The sequence below is a fragment of the Actinomadura spongiicola genome (genome assembly GCF_003432485.1).
GTDB lineage: Bacteria > Actinomycetota > Actinomycetes > Streptosporangiales > Streptosporangiaceae > Spirillospora > Spirillospora spongiicola.
Window position 1 is genome coordinate 544,546 of sequence record NZ_QVNQ01000004.1, and the last position, 19,646, is coordinate 564,191.

Below are 19,646 nucleotides of genomic sequence, written 5' to 3' on the forward strand. Positions count from 1 at the left end.
GGCGGGGGCTCACTCGGCCTTCGCGGCCTCCAGGACGGGCACGCCGGCGGCGCGCCGGGCCGGGAACGCGGACGTTCCGAGCGTGACGACCGCGGCCCCCGCGATGACCACGGGGAACAGCCACCAGGGCGGGTTCGGCGCCAGGAACGAGCTGCCGGTGGCGACATGCATCAGGACACCGGTGCCGAGCGCGGTGCCGAGCCCGAGGAGCGTCCCGAGCAGCACGACGGTCGCGGCCTCCCAGCGGACGATCGAGCGGATCTGCGCGGCGGTGGCGCCGACGGCGCCGAGCAGGCCGAACTCGCGGGTCCGTTCCGCGACGCTCATCGACACCGTCGTCGCCATGCCGAACAGCGCCAGCACGAGCGCCATCCCGGTGAACCCGTAGATCACCCGGACGCCGCTGGTCATCGCGTTCGCCGCCGTCCTGATGTAGGCGGACTCGTCGAGCACCTTCGCGCCCGGCACGTCCGCGACCGCGCGGGCCAGCGCGTCCTTCGTCCCGCCGCGGACGAGGACGGCCCTCGTGCCCGCGCCCGGGTCCAGGGTCTCCATGGTGGCCGCGGACACCAGTGCCTGGTCGGCGAACAGGTGGGACGGGTCGTGGTAGGCCCCGGCGACGGTCAGCGTGACCTTGCCGCGACCGCCGCGGACCACGACCCGCTGCCCCTTCTTCAACTCGTTCGCCTCCATCACCGTGGAGGTGACGCCGACCTCCCCGGGACGCAGCGGCCGCAGGTTCCCGCCGAGGTCGAGGACGGACGGCAACGCCGCAGGATCGGCGCCCGCCACGTCGAGGAACACCGGCTCGGCCGGCTCCCCGGGCTCCGGCGGCTTCGGTGGCGGGGACACCAGCCGGGCCGACGTGCCGGTCAGCGCCATCGCGCGGGTCACGCCGGGCGCGGCGGCGGCCTTGGCGACGGTGTCGCGGGGCAGCGGCGCCTGGCCGGCCGCCGTCCTGTCCGTCGCGGCGATCGCGTGCTCGGCCAGCATCACCTGCTTGCCCGTCGTGTCGAAGCGGGCGTTCACCGACAGGACGAGCATCGCCGTCGCGGAGGCGAGCGCGACGCCGAGCATGAGGGAGGACGCGGCCGACGACACGCGACGCGGGCTGCGGGTGATGGTGGCGCGGGCGAGCCGTCCCGCCTCACCGCTCACGGCCGTGCCGATCCGTCCGACCAGGCCGCCGAGCGGGCCGACGAAGAACGGGGCGAGGACGGCGAGGCCCGCCACCGCCGTCATGGACCCCATGAGGATCACCACGCTGACGCCGATGGTGCGTTCCATGCCCGGCGGCTCCTCGTACCTGATCGCGAACACGGTGCCGTAGAGCATGCCCGCGAGCGCGAACACGGAGAGCGCGCCGAGCAAACGGGGCCAGCGGCGGCCCGCCGACTCGTTGCTCGCGGCCCGCAGGGCCTGCAACGGCGCGATTCGGGACGCCCTGCGGGCCGCGCGCCACGCGGCGAGCTGGGTGACGAGGATCCCGGCGGCGGCGGGCAGCGACAGCGCGAGCCAGCCGAAGTCGGCGTCGGCGCCGGAGATGTCGAAGCCGTCCTTGGCGAACAGATCGGTGAGCACGGCCGCCACCGGGTAGCCGACCAGGACGCCGCCGAGGGACGCGACGACGCCGAGCGCCAGGGCCTCCAGCCGGATCAGCCGCCTGATCTGGCGCGGTGTCGCGCCGATCGCGCTGAGCAGCGCGAGCCGCCGGGTCCGCTGCCGCACCAGGGTGCCGAACGTGTTGGCGACGACGAACAGGCCCACGAACACCGAGATGGACGACACCATGCCCAGCGCGCCGCCGACCGAGACGCTCGCGGAGTCCAGGGTGGCCGACTGCGCGTTCCGCACCGTCGCGGCCGACCGGACGGTGACGTCCTCGCCGCGCAGGTCGCGCTGCAACCCGTCGCGGAGTCGCGTCACCGTGACGCCCGGGGCGGCCTTGACCCACACGCCCTGCCACGTGCCGGGCGGCAGCGCCGCCGCCTGGCGGACCGTCTCCGGCGGCGCCAGCAGCAGGTCGCCGCTCGCGACGGCGCTACGCCCCTGCACGGTGACGATCCCGACGATCTTCAGGTCGCGGGTCTGTCGCGGCAGCGTCGTCCGCAGCCGGTCGCCGACGCCGAGTTTCCCGGCGCGGGCGACGTGCCGGGTGACGGCGATCTCGCCGTCGGCGGCGGGCGCGCGCCCGTCCTCCAGGCGGTACGGGTTGAGCCGGGGCTCGGGGGTCCAGGGCCGCAGCGTGGTGCCGGCCCCCGCCGGCGGCAGGATGATCTTGCCGTCGGCGCCGGTGGCGGTCACCGGGACCGACGCGTCCCCGGCCACCGCCGCGACGCCCGGCCGTCCCGCGACCCGGTCCATCGGCACCCGCCCGTTCGGGACGTCGTAGACGTCGCCGGGGTCGGTCGTGCCGCCCAGCACCAGAACGTCCGCGCGGGCGTACTCGCTGGCGTCGGTGCCCGACACCGCGTTCTGCGCCCGGAACGTGAACTGCAATGCCCCGGCGATCAACCCGATCGCGAACATCGCCGCCAGCAGCGTGGCGGTGAGCTGCTTCCAGCCGCCGGTGAACGAGCGGCGCGCGATGAGCCACATGGCGGCTAGCCCCCCATCCGCCGCATGGCGGCGTGGACCTGGTCGATGGTGGGGGAGTGCAGCTCCTGGACGATCATCCCGTCGGCGAGGAACAGCACCCGGTCGGCGTGCGCGGCGGCCGCCGGGTCGTGCGTCACCATGATCACCGTCTGCCGGTAGGCGTCCACGGCGGTGCGCAGGAACCCGAGCACCTCGGCGCCAGACCGCGAGTCCAGGTTCCCGGTCGGCTCGTCGGCGAACAGCACCTCCGGCCGGGTCAGCAGCGCCCGCGCCACCGCGACCCGCTGCTGCTGCCCGCCCGACATCTCGCTCGGCCGGTGCCCCAGCCGGTCCCGCAGGCCCAGCGCGTCCACGATCGTGTCGAACCACCGCCGGTCGGCCCGCCGGTTCCCGAGCCGGCCGGTGAGCCGGATGTTCTCCTCGGCGGTCAGCATCGGCAGCAGGTTGAACGACTGGAACACGAACCCGAGCCGGTCGCGGCGCAGCTTCGTCAACGCCGTCCGGGACAGCTTGGTGATGTCCACGTCGCCGATCAGGATCGACCCGGACGACACCGCGTCCAGACCCGCCATGCAGTGCAGGAACGTCGACTTCCCTGAACCGGACGGCCCCATGATCGCCGTGAACCGCCCACGGGGGAACGTCGCCGAGACACCGCGCAGCGCGGTCACCGCGTTGTCGCCCGACCCGTACGACTTCACGACGTCCCGGGCCACGGCCACATGGTCGTGGGCGAGCGCGGCAGGGGGCACGGCGGTTGAGTACGTCATGCTCTCAAGCAAACCGCCGGTGACCCTCCGACCACACTGGCGCACACTCCCCGGTCGGGGGTGGGGCAGGCCCCACCCGAGCCACGGTGGAACCCCGAAGCAGAGCGGACGCGCGGGCGCTAGCGGCCCTCGAAGGTGGGCTGTCGTTTGTTCAGGAACGCCTCGGTGGCGGCTCGGTGGTCGGCCGTTCGCTCGCACTCGTCCTGGAGTTCCGCCTCGCGTTCGAGGGCGGCGGCCAGGTCGTGGGTCGCCGCGAAGTCGAGCGCCGCCTTGACCGCGCCGTAGGCGAACGTCGGCCCGGTGGCGAGCCGGCGGGCCAGCTCCACCGACGCCGGGGCCAGTTCGTCCGCCGCCACCACCCGGTTCACCAGGCCCAGCTCCAACGCCCGCTCCGCCGGGAGCGGCTCGCCCAGCAACAGCAGTTCGGCGGCCCTGGCGCGGCCGACGAGCCGCTGCAACGTCCACGACATGCCGCTGTCGGGCGCGAGGCCGATCCCGGTGAACGCCGTCGCGAACCGGGCCCGGTCGGACGCGACGATCAGGTCGCACGCGAACGCCAGCGACGCGCCCGCGCCCGCCGCCACGCCGTTCACCGCCGCCACCACCGGCTTGCGCATCCCCGCGAGCGCCAGCACGATCGGGTTGTAGTGGTCGCGGACGGTGCCGTCCAGGCCCTTGCCCGCGGCGAGGTTGTCGGCGTGCTCGCGCAGATCCTGACCGGCGCAGAACGCCCGGCCCGCGCCCGTGAGGATCACCGCGCGGGCCGCCGGGTCGGCCGCCGCCCGCACCACCGTCGCGCGCAGCAGCTCCTTCATCCGCACCGTCAGCGCGTTCATTCCGTCCGGGCGGTTGAGTGTGATCGTCCCCACGCCGTCGGTCACGTCGTACAGCACGGTCTCGGTCATCGTGTTCCTTCCGCTCCGGCTCCTGGGAGATCTTCCCATCTGCCGTTCATGCCCCCGGGTTCCGTTCTGGAGGCTGATCGTTACCACTTCGCGCCCGGAAGACGAGATAATGGACCACTACTGATGACGCGGATGCGACACGCGGCCACGCGGCCAACGGTGTGCGGCGGCCGCGGCCCTAACGCAGGAAGGGGATAACGCATGGCGGCGATGAAGCCGCGGACGGGAGACGGTCCGCTCGAAGTGACCAAGGAGGGACGCGGAATCGTCATGCGGGTCCCCCTCGAAGGCGGTGGCCGTCTCGTGGTCGAGCTCTCCGCCGACGAGGCCAAGGAACTCGGCGAGGCCCTCAAGGGCGTCGTGGGCTGACCGGCTCCGCCGCTCCCGCTTGTTGGTGACGGTCCCGGCGACTTCGCCGGGGCCCTTGCCATTCTCGCCGCCCAATTCCGTCCCGCCGCCATTTCCGTACCGAACGACCGGGCCGACCCGGCCGACCGACAGGGGGATCCGCCGCCATGCCCATCGAGACCCGCGTTCACGGCGCGGGCGGCACCGTGTCGCAGACCGCGGCGGACCTCGGCGCCGAGGTCGTCGCCGTGCCCGTGTCGTCCGGACCGGTCGCGCCCGCGGCCGAGGTGGCCGCCTCGCTGCCGTTCACGCTGGACGAGCTGCTGGAGCTGCACCGGGCCAAGGGCGAACCGGGCGAGATCACCGCCACCCAGGTCCGGGTCGGCGACCGGATGCGGGAGCTGCTGCTGTACGGGGTGGGCGACGCGGCCCCGGCCGACCTGCGCAAGGCCGGCGCCGCGCTGGCCCGCCGCGGCCGGGGCCGCACGGCCCTGGTCGCGGGCGTGCCCGCCGGCGACCTCGCGGCGTTCGTCGAGGGCGCCCTGCTCGCCGCCTACGAGTTCAAGATCGGCGCGCCGCCCGCGAGGAAGGCGCTCGGCACGCTCGCCGTCCTCACCGAGGCCGGTCCGGACGCGGACGCGCCCGCCATCGAGCTCGGCACCGCGCGGGCCCGCGCCGCCGCCCTGGCCCGCGACCTCGCCAACACCCCGTCCCGGGAGAAGGACCCGGCCTGGCTCGCCGCCCAGGCCGAGCGCGTCGCCGCCGACTCCGGCCTCACCGTCCGCGTGCGGGGCGAGAAGGAGTTGGTCGAGGGGGGCTTCGGGGGCATCGTCGCGGTCGGCGGCGGCTCGTCCCGCCCGCCCCGGCTGATCGAGCTGTCCTACCGGCCGGACGGGCCCGCCGACCGGCACGTCGTCCTCGTCGGGAAGGGCATCACGTTCGACAGCGGCGGACTGTCGCTCAAGCCGAACGACGGAATGAAGACGATGAAGACCGACATGGCGGGCGGCGCGGTCGTGCTCGCCGTGATGGGCGCGCTGCGCGACCTCGGCGTCCGCGCCCGCGTCACCGGGCTCGTCGCCGCGGCGGAGAACATGCCGTCGGGGTCGTCCATGCGCCCCGGCGACGTCATCGTCCACCACGGCGGGAAGACCTCGGAGGTGCTGAACACCGACGCCGAGGGACGGCTCGTCCTCGCCGACGCGCTCGCCTACGCCGACGCCGAACTCGACCCCGACGTGGTCGTGGACGTGGCGACGCTGACCGGCGCCGCGAAGGTCGCGCTGGGCCTGCGGCACGCGGCGCTGTTCGCCAACGACGACGCGGTCGCCGGCGCGCTCACCGAGGCGGGTACCGCGGCGGGCGAGCCGGTGTGGCGGCTGCCGCTCGTCGAGGACTACCGGAAGGCGATCGACTCCGACGTCGCCGACATCAACAACATCGGGCGCGGCGGCTACGGCGGCGGCGCCATCACCGCCGCGCTGTTCCTGCGCGAGTTCGTCGGCGACCGCCCCTGGGCGCACCTCGACATCGCCGGGCCCGGCCGCGCCACCTCCGACGACGCCGAGCTCACCCGCGGCGCGACCGGCTTCGGCGCCCGCCTCCTGCTGTCCTGGCTGACCGCCTGACGACCGTGGGCGGCGGGCTCAGCCGGCGGGCTCAGCCGTCGCGCTTCACCGCGCACAGCAGCCCGTCGCCGACCGGGACCAGCAGCGGGACGAGCCTGTCGTCGTCGCGGACCATCCGGTGCACCTCCCGGATCGCCTCGGTCTCCGGGTCGCGCCGGTCGGCCTTGGCGACCTGGCCGCCCCACAGCGCGTTGTCGAACGCGACGACGCCGCCCGGCCGCAGCAGCCGCAGCGCGTCCGCCAGGTATTCGGGGTACTCGCGTTTCTGCGCGTCGCAGAACACCATGTCGTACGCGCCGTCGGTGAGCCGCGGCAGCACCTCCAGCGCGGGCCCGGCGATCATCCGGGTGCGGAAGGACCCGAGACCCGCCTCCTGGTAGGCCTGCTTCGCCAGCCGCTGGTGCTCGGGCTCGATGTCCACGCTCGTCAGCACCGCGTCCTTCGGCATGCCGCGCATCAGCCAGATCCCGGAGACGCCGCAGCCGGAGCCGACCTCCACGACCGTCCGCGCGCCGATCAGCGTCACGAGAAAACGCAGCGCCGCGCCGCCCGCCGGTGAGATCGGCGTCGCGCCGACCTCGGCGCCACGGCGCCTGGCGTTCAGGAGCGGCTCGTCTTCGGGGAGGAACTCCTCCACATAGGCCAGAGTGGCCTGATCGGCGTCGATGGCTGCCTCCTCGCGGGACCCCCGCCTGGCTCATGCTGGAAAGACCATATCGCTGACGGGGAACCGACCGGCGTTTCAGCGCGTTGTAACCGGTGAAGGAACCCGCCATGCGCGGGTTGAACCAACGAGAACCGAGTCGGTCCAGAACCGCCCCAGCCCAGGCGAGACCGTGCCGTTCCAAGGTGAGTCCTTGGCCCAGGAGAGAGGAACAGCCCGGCACCATGGGAGTCGCAGCACTCAGTTTCAGAAGCGCTGTGGGGGTCGGCCCCAGACAGGGGTTGGGAAGCGCCGCGCGCACCCGCGAGAACGCCCCCGAGGCCGAATGGGCTCCGCCGTCGTGGGACGAGGTCGTCCGGGAGCACTCCGGGCGCGTCTACCGGCTCGCGTACCGCCTGACCGGCAACCAGCACGACGCCGAGGACCTCACCCAGGAGGTGTTCGTCCGCGTCTTCCGTTCCCTGTCGAGCTACACGCCGGGGACGTTCGAGGGCTGGCTGCACCGGATCACCACGAACCTGTTCCTCGACATGGCGCGGCGCCGCCAGCGCATCCGCTTCGAGGGGCTCGCCGACGACGCGGCCGAACGCCTCCAGGGACGTGAACCGACCCCGGCGCAGGCGTTCGACGACAGCAACTTCGACGCCGACGTCCAGGCCGCGCTCGACGCGCTGGCCCCCGAGTACCGTGCGGCCGTGGTGCTGTGCGACATCGAGGGCCTGTCCTACGAGGAGATCTCCGCGACGCTCGGCGTCAAGCTCGGCACCGTGCGCAGCCGCATCCACCGGGGGCGGGCCCAGCTGCGCGCCGCGCTGGAGCACCGCGCGCCGACACGGCGCCGCCCCGGCACGCGCAACGATTTCCAGATCGCGGAGACCGCCGCGGCGGGCGGCGCCATGCCGCGGCCGGAGGGCGTGTAAGGCTGTGCTCACCGCGCGGTACGGGACCGCGCGGACGAACAGGACGGAAAGACGGAGGCCGCGTGAGTTGTCTGGGGGAGCGTCTGACCGCTCTGGTCGACGGTGAGCTGGGCCACGAGGAGCGCGACCGCGCACTCGCCCATCTCGCGCGCTGCGACCGGTGCAGGTCCGAGGTCGCCTCGCTGCGCATGCTCAAGGGGCGGCTGCGGGAGCTGGCGGAGCAGCCGGCCCGCGACGAGGGCGCCGGCGACCTCCCGTCCAGCGACTTCCTCTCCAGACTGCTCTCCATGCCGGCGGCCGCCTCCGCCGCGTCCGGCGACGCCGGGTCCGGCGACGTCGCGACCGAACCGACCGGCGGCCCCCTCGGGACCGCTCCGACGCCCGACTCCCCGTGGCCGCCGCGCTCGCCCGTCCGGCACGCCCGTCCGGCCCGCCCGCTCAGAACATCGCCCGTCGCCCGCCCGCGCGACACCCGTCCCGCCGGACGCGCCGTCGCGTTGCAGGTCCAGCCCCGGCGCCGCTACCTGGTCATGGGAGCCGCGACCCTGTTCCTCGGGCTCGGGGCCGCCTCGTACGCCGTCGGCGGTGGCGACGAGGCCCCGACCATCAGCCCGGCGTTCGACAAGCACGCCGTGGAGCACGCGCTGACCTCCGGCGACGCGCCCGTGACCGACCCGCTCACCGACCCGGTGAACCAGGTCCAGGTCTCCCCGGGACCGTGATCGCGCGGACCGTGACCCGTCCGGGACGGCGCAGATCCGTCCTGGTGTGCGGGCTTGCGGGGCTGCTCGCCCTCGCCGCGGCGCTGTCCGGCGACCCGGCGGCGACCCGCCGTGCCCGCAGCGACCCCGGCGCCGTGGGCCTGCTCCGCGCCGCCGCCGACGCCGCCCGCCGCGTCCCGTACGAGGGCAGACGGTTCTTCACGACGTGGAACCGCAGCCGGTCGAGCACGTTCAGCGCCGCGGTGTCCCACACGCCCGGCGACGGCGTCCGCTACGGCTCCGGAACGGGCGGCGGCATCTGGCCCGCCCACACCGTCCAGGACACCGCCGCCGTCACCCGGGCGACCCTCGACCTCCTGACCCGCAACTACTCGGTGATCCGCGCGGCCGACACGGCGGTCTGCGGCCGGCGCGCCCGCGTCGTCGAGGCGCGCCGCGAGGACGGCAGCCCGGCCGGACGGTTCTGGGTCGACGCCGAGACCGGGCTGATGCTGCGCCGCGAACTGATCGACGCCACCGGCCGCCGCGTGGTCGCCGCCGGATTCAGTGAGATCAGCTATACCGTCCCGGCGAAGGAACCCGGGTCCTACGGCCTCGGCGCCCCGCGCGGCGTCCCGCCCGGCGGCACCGCGCGACTGCCCGGCCTCGCCGAGACGACGAGCGCCACCGGAACCGCGACCGTGTGGGACGACCGGCTGGACCGTGCCGAACTCGCCGGGCTCCGCGACGAGGGCTGGCCCGTTCCGCGGGACCTGCCGGGCCGCCTCAGCCTCCACGACGCGCGCCGCGACAGCGTCGGCGACACCGTCCACCTCAGCTACTCCGACGGCCTCGCCGCCGTCTCCGTCTTCGTGCAGCGCGGCACCCTCGACCAGCGCGTCATGTCCGGCTGGCAGCGGGTCGTCCGGCACGGGCGCACGGTGTTCCGCCGCGAGTCGCTGCGGCGCTGGGCGGTGTCGGCGGGCGACGGCTACGTGTACACGGTCCTGACGGACGCGCCGCAGGGCACGGCCGACACGGTGGCCGCGAGCCTGCCCCACGAGACCACCTCGTTCGGCACGCGCGTGTCCCGCGGCGCCCGCCGCCTGCTGTCCACGGTGAACCCCTTCGACTGATCCACGAGTGATCACGGTGTGCGGAGGTCTTATGCTCGCCACATGCCGTGCCCGGCACGATGAGCAACGATGACGAGGACCTGCTCGGTAGGAGAGATGGGATGACGGAAGACAACCGCGGTCCGGTCGGGGCTCGTACGGAGGACGATGATCTCATCTCCGACCCCGAGCGGCAGGAGGCGGCTCCTCCCGAGACGGTGACCGACCAGGAGATCCCCCTGGACGAGGCGGCGGACGCCCCCGAGCCCGACCCGGAGGACGACCCCGCGCCCGACACCGGCGACCCGGCGCCCGAGAACGGCGACCGGCTGGTCGCGGGCGGGTTCGCGCCGCCGGACTCCTTCGGGGACCCGCCGGACACCAGCGAGGACGTGCTCCGCCGCGACGTCGCCGCCGACATGGGCCCGCGGGAGGTGCCGTTGCAGGACGCGTCGCCCCGCGACATGCCGCAGCCGCCGCCCGTGCCGCTCGACAAGCCCATCGCCGACGCGCCCGGCGACCGGCATCGGCCCGGATTCGTCCCGTACGACCAGGACCCGAGGGCCGCGCACCCGCAGCCGTACGGCGGCGGCTGGGCGCGCGAGCCCCACCGGTCCCACCAGGGCCCGCCGCCCGCGCCGGGCGGCCCGCCGATGGGCCCGCCGCCCGCGCCGATGGGCCCGCCGCCGCCCGGCGGCCCCCGCCCGATGGGCGGTTTCGGGATGCCGCCCGGCGGCGGTCCGAACTGGGCGCCCGTCCCCGCGCTCCCGTCGTCGTCGCGCGGCGGCCCCGGCCTGGGGCTGTTCGCGGTGATCGCGCTGATCGTCGCGCTGGTGGCGGGCGCGGTCGGCGCCGGGGTCGGCGTCATCGCGACCGACGACGGTGGCGACGACGGCGGCTCGGTGAGCCTCGGCGGTGGCGGCGGAAACGGCGGCGAGGTGCAGTCCCGCCCGCCGGACTCGGTCGCGGGCGTGGCGCAGCGCGTGCTGCCGAGCGTCGTGTCGATCCGGGTGCGGTCCGCGCAGTCCGAGGTCGGCGGCACCGGCTTCATCGTCAACGGCGGCTACGTCATCACCAACAACCACGTCGTCGAGGGCGCCGGCGGCGGCCAGATCCAGGTCGTGTTCAACGACAAGAAGGCGCTGCCCGCGTCGGTCAAGGGCGTCGACAAGAGCTCGGACGTCGCCGTGCTGAAGCCCGAGGGCCAGCACTCGCTGCCCGCCCTCGCCCTCGGCGACTCCAGCAAGATCGCCGTCGGCGACCCGGTCATCGCGATCGGTTCCCCGCTCGGCCTCCAGGGTTCGGTCACCACCGGCATCGTCAGCTCCCTGAACCGCGCCGTGCCCACGGGCGGCGAGGCCGGCTCCGACCTGTCCTACCTGAACGCGATCCAGACCGACGCGGCGATCAACCCCGGCAACTCGGGCGGGCCGCTGGTGGACGCCAGGGGCCGCGTGATCGGCATCAATACCGCCATCGCCACGCTCGGCGGCCAGCCGCAGAGCGGTAGCATCGGCCTCGGCTTCGCGATCCCGATCAACCAGGGCAAGCGGGTCGCCGAGGAGATCATCAGGACGGGCACCGTGCGGCAGGCCAAGCTCGGTGTGCTGCCCGATCCGGACTTCCAGGACGGCGGCGCCCGCATCAGGCCGAGAGGCATCAACGGGCAGGACCCGGTGACCAAGGGCGGCCCGGCCGACAAGGCGGGACTGAAGCCCGGCGACGTGATCACGGCGATCGACAACCGGCCGATCGAGGACGCCACCGATCTGATCGCGCAGATCCGCAGCCGGGCCCCCGGCGACCGGGTCAAGGTGACGTTCCGTCGCGGCTCCCAAGAGAGCACCGTCGAGGTGACGCTGGGCTCCGACTGATCAGGCAGAGATGTTCATGTCCGGGTAATCCGGGCTGGGGATACGCTGGGGGGACCGGCCCGATCGCGGGGCCGGTCCCCTGCGGCGGCTTGTGGAGGACGAGTGTTCGACGTCGGACTCGGTGAGATGGCGATCCTCGTCGTCCTCGCCCTGGTCATCTTCGGGGACAAGTTGCCCCAGGTCGCCGGGCAGGCGGGCCGGATGCTGCGGCAGTTCCGCGAAATGGCCAACTCGGCCAAGGCGGACCTTCAGGAGGGGCTCGGCCCGGAGTTCAAGGACTTCGACATCGCCGACCTCAACCCGAAGACGTTCGTCCGCAAGCACCTGTTCGAGGACGACGACATCCTGAACGGCAAGGGCGGCCTCTTCGACGACGAGCCGTCCTTCGCCACGACGACGTCCAACGCCAAGCCCCAACTCGCCAACGGCGAACGCCCGCCCTTCGACCCCGAAGCCACCTGACACCCCCGGCCTGGGGCTTGGGTGCAGACGTTGTAGCGGGATTCGGCCACCACGCGAGCGCGTTACCTGGTCGAGGAGGCGAAGCCGAAGGCGAGCCTCCTCGACCAGATCGCGAAGCGATGCGGCGACCGCGATTCAATAGTTTCAGTGGCGCTTGGGGGCTATGCCCAGGGACATTCCGGCGAGGCCGCGGCTGCGGCTCGCGAGGTCGTCGGCGATGGTGCGCAGCTCCTTGGCGGCGCCCGCGTCGGGGTCGGACAGCACCAGCGGGACGCCGTTGTCGCCGCCCTCGCGCAGCCGCGGGTCGATCTGCACCTGGCCGAGCAGCGGGACGCGGGTGCCGAGCGTCTTCGTCAAGGCGTCCGCGACGCGCGTGCCGCCGCCCTCGCCGAAGATGTGCTGCCGCTCCCCGCAGTGCGGGCACGTCAGATACGACATGTTCTCGATCACGCCGACGACCTGCTGATGGGTCTGCGCGGAGATCGCTCCGGCGCGTTCGGCGACCTCCGCGGCCGCCTGCTGCGGGGTGGTGACCACGAGGATCTCCGCGGACGGCAGCAACTGCGCCACCGAGATCGCGATGTCGCCGGTGCCGGGCGGCAGGTCCATGAGGAGGATGTCGAGGTCGCCCCAGTAGACGTCGGCGAGGAACTGTTGCAGCGCCCGGTGCAGCATGGGACCGCGCCAAACGACAGGCTGGTTACCGGCGGTGAACATCCCGACGGAGATCACCTTCACGTCATGCGCGGACGGCGGCATGATCATGTCCTGGACCTTGGTGGGCGGGCTGTCCACGCCCAGCATCCGCGGCACGGAGTGGCCGTAGATGTCGGCGTCCACCACGCCGACCTTGCGGCCCTGCGCGGCGAGCGCGGCGGCCAGGTTCACGGTCACCGACGACTTGCCGACACCGCCCTTGCCGCTGGCGACCGCGTACACGCGGGTCAGCGAGTTCGGCTTGGCGAACGGGATCTCCTTGGCCGGTTCACCGCCGCGCAGCTTGGTCTGGAGGTCCTTGCGCTGCTGTTCGCTCATCACGTCCAGCTCGACCTGGACGCCGGTGACGCCGTCCAGTCTCGACACGGCGTCCTTGACGCTGCGGGTGATCGTGTCCTTCATCGGACATCCCGCGACGGTCAGGTACACGCCGACGCGGACGGCGCCGTCCGCGGCGATGTCGATGTCCTTGACCATGTCGAGCTCGGTGATGGGCTTGCGGATCTCCGGGTCGATCACCGTGGCCAGCGCCGCGGTCACCTGCTCGGTCGTCAACTGGGAGGCCATGTCCCCATGGTATGGACCGCGCGGCGGTGCTCGCCAACCAGGGTGTCCCGGGTTCATCGCACGGGCGGCGGCGGGGCCGTACGATGTCGGTTCGTGACTCGCAGCATCCCTTCGGCCACCGAGCTGACCGTCTGGCGCACCCTGCTCCGCGCCGAGGCGCGGATCTCCCGGCGGCTCCAGGCCGACCTGCTGGACCGCCACGACCTGGCGCTCGGCGCCTACGACGTCCTGATGAACCTAGGCGAGGCCCCGGGCGGGCGGCTGCGCATGAACGACCTCGCCGACCGTGTCCTGCTGTCGCGCAGCGGCCTGACCAGGCTGGTCGACCGGCTTCAGCGGGAGGGGCTCGTCGACCGGCAGACGTGCGCGAGCGACGCGCGGGGCCTGTACGCCGTCCTCACCGCCGCGGGCCGGGAACGTCTCGTCGAGGCCACCCCGACCTACCGGGAGGGCGTCCGCGACTCGATGCTCGGCGCGCTGGACGAACCGGACCTGCGCGCCCTCGGCGTCCTGCTGGGCAGGCTCGCCGACGAACGCGTCCCCGCCTAGCGGGGGCCGTCCTTGCCGTCCAGCTCCTTCATGATCTGCTGGAGTTCGGAGCGGAGGAAGTCGCGGGTGACGACCTCGCTCAGCGCCACCCGCAGCCCGGCGATCTCCCGCGTCAGGTACTCGGTGTCGGCGATGTTGCGTTCGTTCCTCGACCGGTCCTGCTCGTACTGGACGCGGTCACGGTCGTCCTGCCGGTTCTGGGCGAGCAGGATCAGCGGCGCGGCGTAGGACGCCTGGAGCGACAGCATCAACGTCAGGAAGATGAACGGGTACGGGTCGAACTTCAGGAACGGCGGCGCCAGCATGTTCCACCCGATCCACACGGTGACGAACGCCGTCATGTAGACGAGGAACCGGGCGGTCCCGAGGAACCGCGCGATCCGCTCCGACAGCCGCCCGAACGAATCCGGGTCGTAGTGGACGCGCGGCACGAACGTCCGCCGGATCTCCCTCGGCTGGTCGAGGCGTGCGGTCATCTGGCGTGTCGTCGTCACATGTCCCCCCGGAGAGCCTCTTCCTCGGGATCGCGTTCGGTGATCTCGGCGGCGCCGGCGTCCATGACGGCCTCCCGCCAGTCCTCGGGAAGCAGATGGTCGAGGACGTCGTCGATGGTCACCGCGCCGAGCAGATGCCCGTTCTCGTCCACGACGGCGCCCGCGACGAGGTTGTACGTCGCCAGGAACATCGCGACGGCCTCCAGCGACATGGTGGGCCGCAGCGGGTCGAGTTCGGCGTCGACGATGCCGCTGACCAGCGTCGGCGGCGGCTCGCGCAGCAGCTTCTGGAAGTGCACGGTGCCCAGGTACCGGCCGGTCGGCGTCGCGGTCGGCGGCCGGCACACGTACACCTGCGCGGCGAGCGCCGGGTTCAGGTCGGGGCGGCGGATCAGCGCGAGCGCCTCCGCGACCGTCGCGTCCGGCGCGACGATCACCGGCGCGGTCGTCATCAGCCCGCCCGCGGACTGGTCGGGGTAGGTCAGCAGCCGCCGCACCGGCGCGGCGTCGCGCGGCTCCATCAGCATCAGCAACTGTTCGCGCTGCTCGGTGGGCAGGTCGCCGAGCAGGTCGGCCGCGTCGTCGGGGCCCATGGCCTCCAGGACGTCGGCGGCCCGGTCCACGCCGAGCTTGCCGAGGATCTCGATCTGGTCGTCCTCGGGCAGCTCCTCCAGGATGTCGGCGAGCCGCTCGTCGTCGAGCGCGACCGCGACCTCCGCGCGCCGCTTCTCCGGCAGCTCGTGGACGATGTTCGCCAGGTCGGCGGCCTTCATCCGTTCGAACGCGGCGATGAGCCCCGCCGCGCCCTGCCCGTGCTCGACGGCGGAGAACCCCTCCACGTCGTCCCAGTCCACGACGAGGCTCTCCCCGCGCTTGCGGAATCCACGCCCGGTCCGGCGGCGGACGGCGACCTTGTTGACCAGCCAGTCGCGGGTCCGGGTCGGTTCCATCGCCACGTCGACGACGGACACCGGCTCCCCGGCCTCGCCGAACCGGACCGTCCGGTCCAGCAGCTCCGCGATCACCAGCGTCTCCGACTCGCGTTTCTGGAACCGCCGCATGTTCAGGCGCCCGTCGAAGACGACGGCGTCCGCCTCGATCACCGTCACCCGGGTGATCGGCAGGAACACGGTGCGGCGGGACGCGACCTCCACCACCAGCCCGAGCACCCGCGGCGGCCGCGGCGCGAGCCGCATCGCGACCACGACGTCCCGGACCCTGCCGACCTGGTCCCCGGCGGGGTCGAACACCGCGATGCCCGCGAGCCGGGCGATGAACACGCGTGTCGGCGCTCCGCTCATGAACCGGACACTACCCATGATCGACGTCCTGATCCGGCGCAAGGGCCGGTAACCGGGCACGGGCACCCCCATGAGAGGCTGACGTGGTGAGCGACGTCAAGACCGAGCCGTTCGAGGAATACCGAAGTCTGCTGTTCGCCGTCGCGTACCGGATGCTGGGCACCGCCGCCGACGCGGAGGACGTCGTCCAGGACGCGTGGCTGCGCTGGTCCGCGGCCGACCGGTCCGCAGTCGCCGACCCCAAGGCCTACCTCGTCCGGATCACCACGAACGTCGCGCTCGACCGGCTGCGGTCGGTGCGGGCCCGGCGGGAGACCTACGTCGGGCCGTGGCTGCCGGAGCCGATGCTGACCTCCCCGGACGTCGCCGAGAACGCCGAACTGTCGGAGTCGGTGTCGATGGCGATGCTCGTCGTCCTGGAGACGTTGAGCCCGCTGGAACGTGCCGTGTTCGTCCTCAAGGACGTCTTCGGCTACCCGTACGCGGAGATCGCGGCGGCGCTGGACCGGTCGGAGGCGTCCGTCCGGCAGCTCGGCACCCGCGCCCGCAAGCACGTGGAGGCGCGGCGACCGCGGTTCGAGGCGGGCGGCACAGAGCGGCGCGCCGCGACCGAACGGTTCCTGGACGTCGTGGTGGGCGGCGACATCAACCGCCTCATGGAGGTCCTCGCCCCCGACGTGACGCTGTGGACGGACGGCGGCGGCAAGGTCCGCGCCGCCCGCCGGGTCATCGAGGGCGTCACCAAGGTCGCCCGCTGGCTGTCCAAGGTCGTCGGCCAGCCCTACCGGGGCGTCGAGCCCGAGGACATGCGCATCCGCCGCGTCGACGTCAACGGCGAGCCCGCCCTCCTCGTGGAGGGTCCGGACGGCCCGCTCGGCACGATCACCGTGGACGTGGACGAGGACAACCTCGTCCGGGCCGTGCACCTCGTCGCCAACCCCGACAAACTCACCGCGGTCGCGGAGGGCCGCACACTCTCGATGTGACCGGGCGAGACCGGCGGCCGACTAGGGCGTGTCTCGAAGTAGGTGGAGCCATTCGTTGATGGCGGTGATCTCCAGTGTGGATTGGTGATGGACGGCTGGCTTGTCGAACCGGGTGGCCACCGCGCGGTGGTGCTTGAGGCAGTCGGTGCCGCACTCGACGGCGTGGCGGGCGCGGTGGTCGACCGGGCCGAAGGCGCGTGGACGGCCCCGTCGCCGCCTCGCCGCTGCCGTGTGCGGCCTGGCCGGCCGGGGTGGGATGGTGCAGGCGATCCCGCGGCGGCGCAGATGCTCGCGGACCGCCCGAGACGAGTACGTCTTGCCGGCGAACCAGGCGCTAGCCGATCGTCGCGGTCAGGCCCTCGGCCTCTCGCCCGTCCGCGATGAGCCGCTGGATCCTGTCCGCCACCGGCCCCAGCCCGCCGTCGCCGAGCGGCCTCCCGGCCCGCAGTTCGATGAGGTGGCGCAGCACCACCAGGTGCTCGGCGAGGTTCGCCGGGCCCCTCGGATAGTCGGCCCGCTCCACCTCCGACACCGTGTCCGGAACCGCCGAGACCACATGACCGAGCTGGGCCGCCGCCGTGGACGAGAACCCGGCGACGTCGACGCCCGCGGCCTGGACGGTGTCGAGCGCCCGCAGCAGGCCGAGCTGGGCGTCGTACCAGACGCCGAAGAGGGCGAGGTCCCAGATCGCGGCGGCGTCCGGCGCGTCCCCGACGAACCGGGGCTCGCTCAGCAGCCCGAGCGTCGCGCGGTGCTCCTCGAACGCGGTACGCGAGCCGCTGTACAGGATCGTCGCCGCGTCGGTGCCGATCATCTCGGGCGAGGTCTGCAGGCCCGCGTCCAGGTAGTGCGCGCCGAGCGCGGTGACCCGCCGGGCGGCCTCCCGGGCGTCGTCGGCGGTCCCGGTGGCCAGCGCGACGATCGTCCGTCCGGACACGTCCGCGTCCAGCCGGTCGAGGCAGTCCCGCACCGCCGCGTGATCGGTGAGGGTGAGCAGGATCAGGTCGCTGGACGACGCCGCCTCCGCGACCGACCCGGCCGCCGACGCGCCCGCGTCCACCGCGCCGGACGTCCGGCTCGCCGTCCGGTTCCACACCGCCACCTCGTGCCCACCGCCGAGCAACCGCCGCGCCACCGCGGTCCCGATCGCTCCCGTCCCGACCACTGCCACGCGGCTCCGCGCGTGCTCGTTCTCCGCCATGCCACCTACCCTCGAACATCAACCGAACTTCAGGTCAACCCGGGGCCATGGGGCGCGCCCGCCCGGACCGGCCGCGCGACCACCGCGATGGTGATCATGGCGAGCGCGGTGCAGCCGACACCGGGCAGGACGCGGGCTTGCGTGCCCCACCGTTCGAGCAGCGCGGGACCGGCACCGACGCCGCGATCACGGACACCGCCGGCGGCGGCATCGGCAGACCGGACCCGAGCGGGCTGACCCCCAGCCGCTCACGACACACCGTCACACACCAGACTTCGCGACACGGCCTAGGCGAGCGGAGTGGGCCGGGACTGCAAAAACTAGCGGTCGACGGCGCGGCGTTTGCCGCCGAACAGGCGCGGCGGCGGGCCCGCGGTCGTCGCGGGCGTCGGGACGGGCCGGACGGTCGCGTACTCGTCCGCCGCCTCGACGACCTCGTCGGCCGGGGTGAGCCGGACGATCCACGACTCGGTGGTCCACCGTTCCACCTGCCCCTCGTGGGACGCGGCGTTCAGGCGGTCCTTGGCGAGCAGCGGCGCCACGGCGTCCCACAGCTCGGTGCCCGGTTCGACGATCTCGACGGCGGCGGTGAACGTGAGGAGCCGCCCGCCCTTGTCCTTGCTGCGCAGGATCACCGTCACCCGGTCGGCGTCCGGCAACCCTGGCAGCGGCTGTTCGCCCTCCCCGCCCGTCAGGACGTACGCCGAGCCCTCGTGCCACACATGCCAGGCGGCCCTCGGCTGCGGAAGGCCCGGAAGATCCAGCCACAGCAGCCCGGACTTCTTGGCCGCCTCCTCCACCAGCGCCGCGTTCAGCTCACCCATCTTCCGAGGGTCTCACACCGCCGGGATAGCATCCGGGCCATGCGCGCTCGACGTACCACCCTCTCCGTGCCCGGCAGCAACCCCCGATTCATCGAGAAGGCGCAGGGTCTCCCTGTGGACGAGGTCCTCCTGGACCTGGAGGACGCCGTCGCGCCCTCCGCGAAGGAGGACGCCCGCAAGGCCGTCGTCGCCGCGCTGAACGAGGGCGACTGGTCCGGCAAGGTCCGGGTGGTCCGCATCAACGACCTGGAGACCCATTTCGCCTACCGGGACGTGATCGAGGTCGTGGAGGGCGCGGGCGCCCACCTCGACGCGATCATGCTGCCCAAGGCGCAGGACGCCACCCACGTCCAGTGGCTCGACCGGCTCCTCACCCAGATCGAGCGGGCCGTGGGCCTTCCGGTGGGCCGCATCGGCATCGAGGCGCAGATCGAGGACGCCCGCAGCATGATCAACATCGAGGCGATCGCGGCGTCCTCGCCGCGGCTGGAGTCCCTCGTCCTCGGCCCCGGCGACCTCATGGCGTCGCTCAACATGAAGACCCTCGTCGTCGGCGAGCAGCCGCCCGGCTACACCGAGGGGGACGCCTACCACTACATCCTCATGCACATCCTGATGGCGGCCCGCGCCAACGGCCTCCAGGCCATCGACGGCCCGTACTTCAACATCAAGGACGTGGACGGCTTCACCCGGGTCGCGCGGCGCTCGGCGGCGCTCGGGTTCGACGGCAAGTGGGTGCTGCACCCGTCGCAGGTCGAGGCGGGGAACGCGGTGTTCGCCCCGTCCCAGGACGACTACGACCACGCGGAGTCGATCCTGGAGGCCTACGAGCACGCCACCGGGGTCGAGGGGCGCGGCGCCGTCCGGTTCGGCGACGAGATGATCGACGAGGCGTCCAGGAAGATGGCGCTGGCGGTCGCCGTGAAGGGCCGCGCGGCGGGGCTGGAGCGCACCACGCGTGTCGACCCGCCGGGAACTGACGCCTAATACGATTCGTCCCACCTACGCGAAAGGCTCGCGGG

At 73.2% G+C, this 19,646-nt stretch carries 19 protein-coding genes; 10 read left to right on the forward strand and 9 right to left on the reverse strand.

Going from position 1 to position 19,646, the window contains the following annotated elements:
* Window positions 1-9 precede the first annotated feature (9 nt).
* From D0T12_RS15210 to D0T12_RS15220, 3 genes are all read right to left on the reverse strand, one after another.
* Window positions 10-2,598: an FtsX-like permease family protein gene (locus D0T12_RS15210; protein ID WP_117400203.1), complete on the reverse strand. Its 2,589-nt coding sequence runs from the start codon at window positions 2,596-2,598 to the stop codon at window positions 10-12.
* A gap of 5 nt (window positions 2,599-2,603) precedes the next feature.
* Window positions 2,604-3,368, reverse strand: a complete 765-nt coding sequence (locus D0T12_RS15215; protein WP_117400204.1) for an ABC transporter ATP-binding protein — start codon at window positions 3,366-3,368, stop codon at window positions 2,604-2,606.
* Window positions 3,369-3,487: 119 nt separating this feature from the next.
* On the reverse strand, window positions 3,488-4,273 hold the full coding sequence (locus D0T12_RS15220) for an enoyl-CoA hydratase-related protein (protein WP_117400205.1): 786 nt from the start codon (window positions 4,271-4,273) through the stop codon (window positions 3,488-3,490).
* 201 nt (window positions 4,274-4,474) lie between these two features.
* On the opposite strand from D0T12_RS15220, the gene D0T12_RS15225 reads away from it, so the two are divergent.
* Window positions 4,475-4,642, forward strand: coding sequence for a DUF3117 domain-containing protein (locus D0T12_RS15225; RefSeq protein ID WP_083946426.1), 168 nt, complete (start codon window positions 4,475-4,477; stop codon window positions 4,640-4,642).
* Window positions 4,643-4,788: 146 nt separating this feature from the next.
* Window positions 4,789-6,249, forward strand: coding sequence for a leucyl aminopeptidase (locus D0T12_RS15230; protein ID WP_117400206.1), 1,461 nt, complete (start codon window positions 4,789-4,791; stop codon window positions 6,247-6,249).
* 31 nt (window positions 6,250-6,280) lie between these two features.
* On the opposite strand, the gene D0T12_RS15235 is transcribed toward D0T12_RS15230, so the two are convergent.
* Window positions 6,281-6,886 (reverse strand): O-methyltransferase, encoded by a 606-nt coding sequence (locus D0T12_RS15235; RefSeq protein WP_117400207.1) that lies wholly within the window; start codon window positions 6,884-6,886, stop codon window positions 6,281-6,283.
* Window positions 6,887-7,137: 251 nt separating this feature from the next.
* On the opposite strand from D0T12_RS15235, the gene sigE reads away from it, so the two are divergent.
* The 5 genes from sigE (at window position 7,138) to D0T12_RS15255 (ending at window position 11,985) form a co-directional block, all read left to right on the forward strand.
* A complete protein-coding gene (gene sigE, locus D0T12_RS15240; protein ID WP_233526073.1) occupies window positions 7,138-7,833 on the forward strand; it encodes an RNA polymerase sigma factor SigE in 696 nt (231 codons plus the stop codon).
* Between the two features lie 62 nt (window positions 7,834-7,895).
* Entirely contained in the window at window positions 7,896-8,555 is a 660-nt protein-coding gene (locus tag D0T12_RS15245) for an anti-sigma factor family protein (protein WP_117400208.1), read from the forward strand.
* The gene (locus tag D0T12_RS34875; RefSeq protein ID WP_147339521.1) at window positions 8,552-9,670 is read left to right on the forward strand and encodes a sigma-E factor regulatory protein RseB domain-containing protein; all 1,119 of its coding nucleotides are present in this window, start codon (window positions 8,552-8,554) and stop codon (window positions 9,668-9,670) included. Before D0T12_RS15245 ends, D0T12_RS34875 begins: the two co-directional genes overlap by 4 nt.
* A 101-nt stretch (window positions 9,671-9,771) precedes the next feature.
* Window positions 9,772-11,523: a S1C family serine protease gene (locus tag D0T12_RS15250; RefSeq protein WP_117400209.1), complete on the forward strand. Its 1,752-nt coding sequence runs from the start codon at window positions 9,772-9,774 to the stop codon at window positions 11,521-11,523.
* A 102-nt stretch (window positions 11,524-11,625) separates the two neighbouring features.
* The gene (locus D0T12_RS15255) at window positions 11,626-11,985 is read left to right on the forward strand and encodes a sec-independent translocase (protein WP_117400210.1); all 360 of its coding nucleotides are present in this window, start codon (window positions 11,626-11,628) and stop codon (window positions 11,983-11,985) included.
* Window positions 11,986-12,129: 144 nt separating this feature from the next.
* Here the strand turns inward: D0T12_RS15255 and D0T12_RS15260 are convergent, their stop codons facing one another.
* Window positions 12,130-13,269 carry an Mrp/NBP35 family ATP-binding protein gene (locus D0T12_RS15260; RefSeq protein ID WP_117400211.1) on the reverse strand — a complete coding sequence of 380 codons (1,140 nt, stop codon included), beginning with the start codon at window positions 13,267-13,269 and terminating at the stop codon, window positions 12,130-12,132.
* 93 nt (window positions 13,270-13,362) lie between these two features.
* Here D0T12_RS15260 and D0T12_RS15265 point away from each other — a divergent pair, with 93 nt between their 5' ends.
* A complete protein-coding gene (locus D0T12_RS15265; protein ID WP_233526074.1) occupies window positions 13,363-13,818 on the forward strand; it encodes a MarR family winged helix-turn-helix transcriptional regulator in 456 nt (151 codons plus the stop codon).
* Here the strand turns inward: D0T12_RS15265 and D0T12_RS15270 are convergent.
* Both D0T12_RS15270 and D0T12_RS15275 read right to left on the reverse strand, forming a co-directional pair.
* Window positions 13,815-14,294, reverse strand: coding sequence for a DUF1003 domain-containing protein (locus tag D0T12_RS15270; protein WP_117400454.1), 480 nt, complete (start codon window positions 14,292-14,294; stop codon window positions 13,815-13,817). The two genes, D0T12_RS15265 and D0T12_RS15270, sit on opposite strands and share 4 nt — an antisense overlap.
* 14 nt (window positions 14,295-14,308) lie before the next feature.
* Window positions 14,309-15,613, reverse strand: coding sequence for a magnesium transporter MgtE N-terminal domain-containing protein (locus tag D0T12_RS15275; RefSeq protein WP_117400213.1), 1,305 nt, complete (start codon window positions 15,611-15,613; stop codon window positions 14,309-14,311).
* Window positions 15,614-15,699: 86 nt separating this feature from the next.
* Here D0T12_RS15275 and D0T12_RS15280 point away from each other — a divergent pair, with 86 nt between their 5' ends.
* On the forward strand, window positions 15,700-16,599 hold the full coding sequence (locus tag D0T12_RS15280; protein ID WP_199487464.1) for an RNA polymerase sigma-70 factor: 900 nt from the start codon (window positions 15,700-15,702) through the stop codon (window positions 16,597-16,599).
* A 334-nt stretch (window positions 16,600-16,933) separates the two neighbouring features.
* On the opposite strand, the gene D0T12_RS15290 is transcribed toward D0T12_RS15280, so the two are convergent.
* Entirely contained in the window at window positions 16,934-17,800 is an 867-nt protein-coding gene (locus D0T12_RS15290; protein ID WP_117400216.1) for an NAD(P)-binding domain-containing protein, read from the reverse strand.
* A gap of 320 nt (window positions 17,801-18,120) precedes the next feature.
* The gene (locus D0T12_RS15295) at window positions 18,121-18,624 is read right to left on the reverse strand and encodes a hypothetical protein (protein ID WP_117400455.1); all 504 of its coding nucleotides are present in this window, start codon (window positions 18,622-18,624) and stop codon (window positions 18,121-18,123) included.
* A gap of 39 nt (window positions 18,625-18,663) precedes the next feature.
* Between D0T12_RS15295 and D0T12_RS15300 the strand changes: the two genes are divergently transcribed.
* The gene (locus D0T12_RS15300) at window positions 18,664-19,611 is read left to right on the forward strand and encodes an HpcH/HpaI aldolase/citrate lyase family protein (protein ID WP_199487465.1); all 948 of its coding nucleotides are present in this window, start codon (window positions 18,664-18,666) and stop codon (window positions 19,609-19,611) included.
* Window positions 19,612-19,646: the final 35 nt, after the last annotated feature.

Coding starts and splice junctions, on each gene's coding strand:
- D0T12_RS15220 (WP_117400205.1), bottom strand. CDS start 4,273: ATGACCGAGACCGTGCTGTACGACGTGACCGACGGCGTGGGGACGATC.
- D0T12_RS15300 (WP_199487465.1), top strand. CDS start 18,664: ATGCGCGCTCGACGTACCACCCTCTCCGTGCCCGGCAGCAACCCCCGA.
- D0T12_RS15260 (WP_117400211.1), bottom strand. CDS start 13,269: ATGGCCTCCCAGTTGACGACCGAGCAGGTGACCGCGGCGCTGGCCACG.
- sigE (WP_233526073.1), top strand. CDS start 7,138: ATGGGAGTCGCAGCACTCAGTTTCAGAAGCGCTGTGGGGGTCGGCCCC.
- D0T12_RS15270 (WP_117400454.1), bottom strand. CDS start 14,294: ATGACCGCACGCCTCGACCAGCCGAGGGAGATCCGGCGGACGTTCGTG.
- D0T12_RS15210 (WP_117400203.1), bottom strand. CDS start 2,598: ATGTGGCTCATCGCGCGCCGCTCGTTCACCGGCGGCTGGAAGCAGCTC.
- D0T12_RS15250 (WP_117400209.1), top strand. CDS start 9,772: ATGACGGAAGACAACCGCGGTCCGGTCGGGGCTCGTACGGAGGACGAT.
- D0T12_RS15295 (WP_117400455.1), bottom strand. CDS start 18,624: ATGGGTGAGCTGAACGCGGCGCTGGTGGAGGAGGCGGCCAAGAAGTCC.
- D0T12_RS15230 (WP_117400206.1), top strand. CDS start 4,789: ATGCCCATCGAGACCCGCGTTCACGGCGCGGGCGGCACCGTGTCGCAG.
- D0T12_RS15225 (WP_083946426.1), top strand. CDS start 4,475: ATGGCGGCGATGAAGCCGCGGACGGGAGACGGTCCGCTCGAAGTGACC.
- D0T12_RS15290 (WP_117400216.1), bottom strand. CDS start 17,800: ATGGCGGAGAACGAGCACGCGCGGAGCCGCGTGGCAGTGGTCGGGACG.
- D0T12_RS15275 (WP_117400213.1), bottom strand. CDS start 15,613: ATGAGCGGAGCGCCGACACGCGTGTTCATCGCCCGGCTCGCGGGCATC.
- D0T12_RS15215 (WP_117400204.1), bottom strand. CDS start 3,368: ATGACGTACTCAACCGCCGTGCCCCCTGCCGCGCTCGCCCACGACCAT.